The organism is Oleiphilus sp. HI0080 (assembly GCF_001635135.1).
Genome location: NZ_LWFU01000357.1, coordinates 1 through 8,224 on the forward strand (window position 1 = coordinate 1; position 8,224 = coordinate 8,224).

General features: G+C 48.1%; 5 protein-coding genes. 3 read left to right on the forward strand and 2 right to left on the reverse strand.

Features of this window, described 5'->3' with window-relative positions; all coding sequences use genetic code 11:
* From A3751_RS05250 to A3751_RS05260, 3 genes are all read left to right on the forward strand, one after another.
* On the forward strand, nucleotides 1–985 hold a 985-nt coding region (locus A3751_RS05250; protein WP_068453080.1), incomplete at its 5' end, for a UDP-glucose/GDP-mannose dehydrogenase family protein.
* A gap of 96 nt (nucleotides 986–1,081) precedes the next feature.
* On the forward strand, nucleotides 1,082–1,675 hold the full coding sequence (gene cysC, locus A3751_RS05255; RefSeq protein ID WP_068453083.1) for an adenylyl-sulfate kinase: 594 nt from the start codon (nucleotides 1,082–1,084) through the stop codon (nucleotides 1,673–1,675).
* A gap of 188 nt (nucleotides 1,676–1,863) precedes the next feature.
* On the forward strand, nucleotides 1,864–4,509 hold the full coding sequence (locus A3751_RS05260) for a tetratricopeptide repeat protein (RefSeq protein WP_068453086.1): 2,646 nt from the start codon (nucleotides 1,864–1,866) through the stop codon (nucleotides 4,507–4,509).
* Between the two features lie 194 nt (nucleotides 4,510–4,703).
* Here the strand turns inward: A3751_RS05260 and prsR are convergent, their stop codons facing one another.
* Together prsR and prsK are read right to left on the reverse strand one after the other, a co-directional pair.
* Nucleotides 4,704–6,062 carry a PEP-CTERM-box response regulator transcription factor gene (gene prsR, locus A3751_RS05265; RefSeq protein WP_082863067.1) on the reverse strand — a complete coding sequence of 453 codons (1,359 nt, stop codon included), beginning with the start codon at nucleotides 6,060–6,062 and terminating at the stop codon, nucleotides 4,704–4,706.
* Nucleotides 6,059–8,224: XrtA/PEP-CTERM system histidine kinase PrsK (prsK, locus tag A3751_RS05270; protein ID WP_231876844.1), on the reverse strand; the 2,166-nt coding region annotated here is incomplete at its 5' end. The genes prsR and prsK, both read right to left, overlap by 4 nt.

An 8,224-nucleotide genomic window follows, 5' to 3' on the forward strand; every position in this document is an offset into this window, starting at 1 on the left:
GAAAATTGTGATTGATAAGTCGACCGTGCCTGTCGGGACGGGTGACAAAGTGTATGCCAAAATTGCCAGTGTGCTGTCTGAGCGTGGTGTGAGCTTGTCGTTTGATGTGGTCTCGAATCCTGAGTTTTTGAAAGAGGGCGCTGCCGTCGGTGATTTTATGAAGCCGGATCGCATCGTTGTGGGTATTTCGAAAGCCTCTTCTGAGGCGCCAATGCGAGAACTCTACGCACCGTTTAATCGAAACCATGACAAAATTTTGTTTATGGATGTCCGTTCCGCTGAGTTGACGAAGTATGCTGCGAACGCGATGTTGGCGACTAAGATCAGCTTTATGAACGAAATGGCGAACCTTGCAGAGCGCTTAGAGGCCGATATCGAGTCAGTTCGTTTGGGCATTGGTTCAGATCCGCGTATTGGTTTTCAGTTTATCTATCCCGGTGCGGGTTATGGTGGTTCTTGTTTTCCGAAAGATGTGCAGGCTTTGACGCGAATTGCGCGTGACGTAGGTTATGAAGCTGAGCTAGTGCAATCGGTTGAGAACGTGAATAATCGCCAGAAGCATCGTTTGTTTGAGAAGTTGAGTGCGCATTTTGATGGTGATTTAGCCGGCAAGACCATTGCTGTTTGGGGCTTGGCTTTTAAACCTGAAACGGATGATATGCGCGAAGCGCCCTCACGCTGTTTAATGGAAGCGCTTTGGGCGGCTGGTGCAAAAGTAAAAGCGTATGACCCAGAAGCAAGCGAAGAATGTACTCGCATTTATGGTGAGCGTGACGATCTTGCGTTGTTGGGCTCTAAAGAGGCTGCGATTGAGGGCGCGGAGGCGCTTGTAATTTGTACAGAATGGAAAAACTTTAGAGCGATCGATTACGAGGCCGTGAAGCAAAAACTTGTTAACCCGGTGATTGTTGATGGGCGTAACTTGTATGACCCTGCTATCGTTAAAAGTTATGGATTTACATACTACGCCATAGGTCGTAAATAAGGAGTGGACTAGCCCCGCTCCGTGCATTCTGGATAGTGTTGCGCTGTCCAGAATGGCGATGCAGCAAAATTAAAAAACAATAAGTGAGAAAGTGGTTTGAACAATAATATCCGATGGCATGACCATCAAATTCAGCGTGATCAGCGCGCTACTCAAAAACGGCAAAAGCCCTGTATGATTTGGTTTACAGGTTTAAGTGGTGCTGGTAAATCAACGGTTGCGAATGCCCTTGATGAGCTGTTGTTTTCTCATGACAAGCACACTTATTTGCTAGATGGCGATAACGTTCGCCATGGTCTAAATCGGGATCTGGGCTTTTCAGACCAAGAGCGAGTTGAGAATATTCGTCGAATTGGCGAGGTGGGCCACTTATTTGTAGATGCCGGCTTAATCGTGCTTTCTGCTTTTATCTCTCCTTTTCGCTCGGACCGTCAAATGGTGCGTACTTTGTTCCCGGTTGGTGAGTTTATCGAAGTGTATGTCGCGACGGATCTGAGTGTATGTGAAGACCGCGACCCAAAAGGCTTGTACAAAAAAGCGCGCCAGGGTCAGATTAAGAACTTTACAGGCATAGACTCCGCTTACGAAGCTCCGGATTCGGCCGAAATCGTCATTAATGCGGGTGCGCTTTCAGTTGAAGAATGTGCGCAGAAAATTTATTCATACCTGAAAACGCATGGTTACATTTAAAGAGCGCTGCGGCGAAAAGGAAAGCTAGTCGAAAGCTGTTCTTGGAGTTTGGTTTTTGGCTAGATCTTAATTATCACTCTCGATTAGAGTAGAGTATCGAGCGAACTAAAATTTTAAGGGTTACGCTCAGGTTTGATTGAACAGGGCAGAAAAGAACACAACAAATAAAGAACTCATCAAGGTTGAACATGGAAAGCATTAGCAGCATAAGTCGTCGTTTTACCAAACTCAAATTGGTCAGCACTGTATCCGCGGTATTGTTATTGGCGGCCTGCGGTGGCGATGACACCGATACGGAATATCAAAATCACTTGGATCGAGCCAAAGCCTATCAAGGTCAAGGGCAGTATAAAGCGGCGATGATCGAATACAGAAATGCGGCTAAAAAGTCTGGCGGCAACCCGGAAGTAATGATTGAGTTCGCTGATGTGATGAATGAGGTTGGCGATCATCGAAATGCTCGTGCCTATCTCGAGGCGATCCCTAACGAAAGCTCCGAAGCCTACCTTTTGGAGCTCGCTGAGACTTATATCGCGCTTGGTAAATTTCAGTCTGCAGATAGCGCTCTAGAGAAACTCACCGAACCTACACGCGAAAAAATGTTGCTCGAAGCTGAGATTCTTTCTAAGCGAGGGAAGTTGGAAGAATCGCGCGCGGTTTATAGCAAGTTAGCTGCAAACAACGCTTCGGATGGTAAAGCGATGATCGGTCTGGCAACGATCGATGCAGTTGAGGGCAATATGTCTTCGGCTTTGGAACGGATCAACAAGGTTTCTGAATCTGAGCAGGCCTACGCTAAGGCTCAGTTGCTCAAAGCGGGCATCCAAATTTCAGAAAACGATCTTGAGGGGGCAGAAGGTACCTTGAGCCAACTACTCTCTGTGCTGCCGACAACGGATCAAATGATGCCTGATCGAGTGCTTACGCTTGAGCGCTTGTCCTATGTGCTAACGCGTTTGGGCCGTTCGAACGAGGCGTATATTTATACCAAGCTTCTGTCTGAAGCTTTCCCCGGGGCGACGGAGGCGAATGATAGTTTTCAGGAGGCGATGAAAGATTTTGAAGAGAATCGCCTAGACGAGGCCAAAGAGAAGCTTGTTGCTCTTGTGGAGAGATACCCGGGCCACGTGCGTTCACGGCAGGTGCTTGGCATCATCAGCTACATGCAGGGTGATGCGGAGGCCGCAGCACGTTACCTTGGTGACGTGGTTGATCCCGAAACGTCGAGCCCACTTGCAACACAAGTCTACATGGCGACCAATTTGAAGCTGAACGAGCCCAAACGCGTGCTTGAAGCGTTAGAGCCTACGATTGATCAGCAAACATCTGTCGAGATACTGGCGCTTTATGGTTTGGCTGCCGTCTCGGACGGGCAGTACGATAAAGGTGAGGCCGCCATTATCAAGGCCGCAGGTTTGGCTCCAAAGAATGTCCGTCTGCAGCTCGCGCTCGCGAGTTTTTATCGTAGCACGCCAAATGCCGACCGGAGCAAGGAGTTGCCTCATCTTCAAAAAGCATTCGAGCTTGACCCGAAACAGCGTCAGGTTTTAGTGGATTTAGCATCCTACTACCGCAGAAATGGCGAGCAAGACAAAGCGAAAGAGATCTTGGTCTCGAACGCGAAAAAGCATGCTGATGATTACACTGCGAATTTTATTGCGGGACAGTTTTTGGCGACAACCGGCGATATAGCAGAATCAAGTATGTTGCTTAAAAACGCTGCACCATTGGCTAAAGCAGATAGTCAGCGGGCAGTCATTCAAGGTGCACTGGGCCGTAATGCCCTGCTTGAAAACAAGAATGAAGCGGCGAAGCAGTATTTCGAAGCAATGCTTGAATTGAGTCCAAACAGCATTGGTGCATACGCTGGTTTGTATGAGGCTGAGAGCCGTGTGAATGGGCAGGAGAATGCTCTAAGAAAACTTGCTCAGCGTGCGAGAGAAGATCAGTCTCTGGCTGCGTATCAAAGCCTGATTCGTATCGCGTTAAGCAATCGAAATATCTCCGGCGCGGAGCGCTATTACGCTGACGCTATGGATAATCTGCCTGATCAGGGTGCTGAACTAAAAGATGTTAAGGCGGTGATTGATTACTCTCGGGCGATTGATTACCTCAAAACCGGGCAGTTAGATAAAGCGCGGGATGTGGCGGCTAGAAGTCTTGTAACGAACCCTGGAAATGTCCGTGTTGTTGCAGTACTTGCTGAGGTTGAAATACGGTCTGAACGATTCGACGAGGCGGAGAAAATGCTCGCTCAGCTGGATGAGCAGGCCGAGCAATTGGGGCACATTCTGCCGGCCTTGAAAGGCGATCTTGCGATGGCTAAAAAGGAATATACGGTTGCCCGAAGCGCTTATGAGAAAGCTTGGAGTTTATCCAAAGCTCCTGCAGTTGCAGAAAAACTGCATCGGGTTCTAGGGCTTTTGAAAGACCAAAAGGCACGTTCGGCGTTTCTCGCAGACTGGTATTCAGCGCAACCTGATAACTTACTAGCGATGCTGTTGGTTGGCATGGAAAGCCAGCAAAAAGGTGATGTCGATAAAGCGCAAACGGTATACGAAACACTCTTAACTCAACGTCCTGATTCAGTTGCTGCATTGAATAACCTTGGTTGGCTCTACTACGAAAAAGGCGATGAGAGGGCGCTAGATCTTTTAGCCCGCGCTGCTGAGCTTGCGCCTAATAGTCCCGCTGTCTTGGACAGTTATGGGTGGGTTTTGCACAAGTTTGGTAAAACCGCTGAGGGATTGCCGTATCTGGAAAAGGCCGCTGAGATGCAGCCCGATAATGCGGAAATTCAAGCGCACTTCAATGAGGCTAAGGCTGCAGGGTAGCTCAGTGCTTTGTGATCCCACGTACTCGGTGGGATCTATCCCGCTCATCTTGGTCTGAAGGGCTGGGTTTTGCAGAGCTCTCAGTGCCATCAAGCGGGTTTTTCGAAGTTGTGTATGGTTTTGGTGCTATACGCCAATTCGGCCAATCGAAAAGCCTTCGCTTGATCACTCTCAATCGCTAATTTGGCGCTCAACTAAGCTGTTTTGATAGCATGCTTTTCTATTAGGGAGTAAAGGGTTGGGCGAGTGACGCCGAGTATTCTCGCTGCTTTTGCCATGTTGCCTGCAGCGCTTTGGATAGCCTGTTGGCAAGCGGTTTTTTCAGCGTTATCTCGTATTTGCTTAAGGTTTAGAGAACCCTCGGGTAGGTTAAGAAACTCCCCCTCTAGCTCTAGGTCTTCTGCGCTAACGTTGCGTCCATCGGTCATAATGGCGGCACGCTTGATTTTATTAATCATCTCACGCACGTTACCTGGCCAATCATGATGACGAATAGCCGTCATCGCATCTTCAGAAAGGCGCAAATCTTCGCGATTCATGTCGCTGCCAATGCTCTTTAAGAGGGCCTGGGCGATCAGTACAGAATCACCCTCGCGCTCGCGTAAAGGGGGAATATTTAAGCTAATCTCACTCACGCGGTAGTACAAATCTTCACGAAATTTGTTGCTCTGGATAAGGCTGTCGATGTCTTGATGTGTTGCACAAACAACGCGTACATCGACAGGAATTTCTTTCACGCCGCCTACTCGTTCGATGACTCGCTCCTGCAGAAAACGGAGCATCTTTGGTTGCAGGGATGCCGGCATGTCACCAATCTCATCGAGAAACAGGGTGCCCCCATGTGCAAGTTCAACCTTGCCCTTTTTTTGCTGATGAGCGCCGGTAAACGCGCCTTTCTCATGGCCGAATAATTCGCTCTCTAGCAGGTTCTCTGGAATCGCTGCGCAGTTGATCGCTGAGAATGGACCATCGGAGCGAGGGCTGAGGTTGTGCAAGGCTCTAGCTAGCACCTCTTTACCGGTGCCTGTCTCTCCCAAAAGTAAGGTGGATACGTCCGCCGGTGCTATCTTTTCGATAGTTCTGCAAACTTTCATCATAGATGGGCTGCTGGCGATAACTCCGGGTATGCCGGAGCCGGCCTGTGTTTTTTTCAGACGCGAGTTTTCAGTCTCGAGTTCTTGCATGCGAAAAGCACGCTCTACAATAAAGTTCAGAATGTCTGCGTCTAGCGGTTTGTGGAAAAAATCAGTGGCGCCCATGCCGACAGCTTGAACGGCATTTTCTTTTTCTTCGCGTCCGGTTACCACAATGACTTTAGTCTTTGGGGCGAGTTGGAGGATTTCTTCTAGCACTAAAAAGCCTTCAGTTGCGCCCCCTGGGTCTGGAGGTAGGCCAAGATCAAGCGTTACAACTCCGGGCTCATGTCGACGCAGCAAGGAAATGGCGCTTTCTCTATCTGAAGCCATATGGACTTCCACGTCGTCATTGAAGCACCAGCGCATCTGGCTTTGAAGGCCTGGATCATCCTCGACAATGAGTAAGTTCTTTTTCACGCTCGTGCTTCCTTTGTTTGCATCAACTGTTCATCCATTTTGATACGTGGAATTCTAAGTGTAAAACAAGTTCCTAGCTCTGGCTCGCTAGTTACGTTGATTGTACCGCCAATTTTTCGCAGGTACTCTCGGCTTTGATATGCGCCTATGCCCATTCCTGTGAGACCTTTGGTGCTTGCGAACGGTTTGAAGAGTTCATTCTTAATAAATTCGGGCGTCATGCCAATACCGTTGTCTTGGATAAAGACGAAGACTTCATCTGCACTGGTTTTAGTAGAGATCTCAACTTGCCCATCTCGATCGCAGGCCTCGATTGCGTTTTGGGTGATGTGTTCAATAACTGAGGCTAACTGCTGTACGTCTGCGTTAACCCAGATATGTTCTTCATGCAGCACCAGTTTTGGAGTTGGCGAGCTAGATTTTTTTTCTAGGCAGATGTTTGCAAGCAAATCGCAAAGGTCTACCTCGCGCACCTGTTCATGCTGCCCTGGGTTACGAATCTGTGCCAACAAATGTTCCATTTTCTCAACGGAGTGCTGGGTCGTGTTGATCATGTCATCAACAAATGCAGGTTTGTGCTTGTGTTTAGGTGCGTTTTTTACCATCAGGGATAGCTGCGCAATAATGGTCTTAATATCGTGAATAAGGAATGCTGAGGTTTGGTTGACCGCTTCAAATTGGCGGGATTGCGCAAGCTGCTCTTCGGATCTATGTTGCTCGAGATAACTGCATGCCTGTTGAGCAACGATCTTGAGCAAATCGTAGTTCTCCCAGTTTAGCTCCATTGGCATGTAGGGTTTTGCCAGAAATACAAATCCAGATAGTCTGTTATTGCTCTTTAAAGGAACGATCAACCATGGCTCTTCAGCCCCTAAGATCCCTTCTGGTATTTCAATGAGGTCGTATTTCTCTGGGTCCGCCAAGAACTCCGTCAGGTTTATAATCCAGTCGTTGTCTTCAAAGTAGTGAGCAAGGTCAGAATCTTGATCTATTTGAGAGAGTGTTCTTTCTGTAAAACCAAACTGTGATTTGATAGCGAAATTATTGTCTTCATCACGAACCCATATGGCGCCAGCTTGTGCTTGAACCAACTCAGCTAGTGTTCGGGTGCTACGTAATGGGAGAGTATCTTGCGCATCGCTAGACTGCAGGCTAGCCGTTGATTTGATCCATTCATCTCGATAATCATATTTATAGTCGAAGAAGTTCTTCGAGATAAAAACCATCGTGCGTGCTCGAAGATTCGGGGAGCTGATGACGAGGATCAGAAAGATGCCTGCTGAAAAGACGAATAAAACACGCAGCGCTTCACCCCAGGTACCTCCGAAAACGTTAATGTAGTAACCACCCGCAGAAACAAAGATCAGATAAACACCAGCAAGCATTAGTGTGGTTGTGTGGAAGATCATCTGTCTCGAGATGTGAATACCAATAGGCTTGTCTTTGCGGGTGATTAGCGTGGTGGCGATAAGCGTTGTGGCGAGGGCATTTACTGCGCCTCTGGTATCCCATAGAGCGCCTGACAAATGGTTGAATAGCAATGCGTCGGAATACATCACAAAGTCATAGGCGAGGATTGTAGCGACCGCCAAGCTTAGGTACTTGATGCCTGCTCGAGTGTAGATTGCCGAATTACGCCAGATTTGTTCGAGCAGAAGGATGCCTACGAGCGAAACCAGTACATTGAGGATGAGTAAGCTTCGCCCATCAACAAGGTTTATACCCAACCACGCTTGAAGATTGATGAGTGCTATGGTGGCGCTGAGCAAAATGATGATCCCAGAGCTAAATAACAACTGAGGATCAATTTTCAATTTTCTAGGAAAAGGCGATATACCAAGTATCGAGTAGAGAACAATGAACCATGAGAGGGTTCTTAGAAGTTCTATGCTATAGCGAATCGTGAAAGGGATTTCAAAACCGCTCGACTGCGCGCACAGCAACCCGAGCCACAATGCGGAACAGAAAGCGGCTGCCAGAAGCGCTTTATCAGTGGTGCGGCGGTGTTCGCTGCGCAGCATATACATGCATAACAGAGCGAACGTAACAACGCCAGTCGCATTGCCTATAACGGGGAAGCTAAGATCCATCGTTTGAGTTTGTCTTCCATTTTTTGAGCGTGATTGAGCCAAATGTTCAAAGCTTATCAACAAGTGTAACAG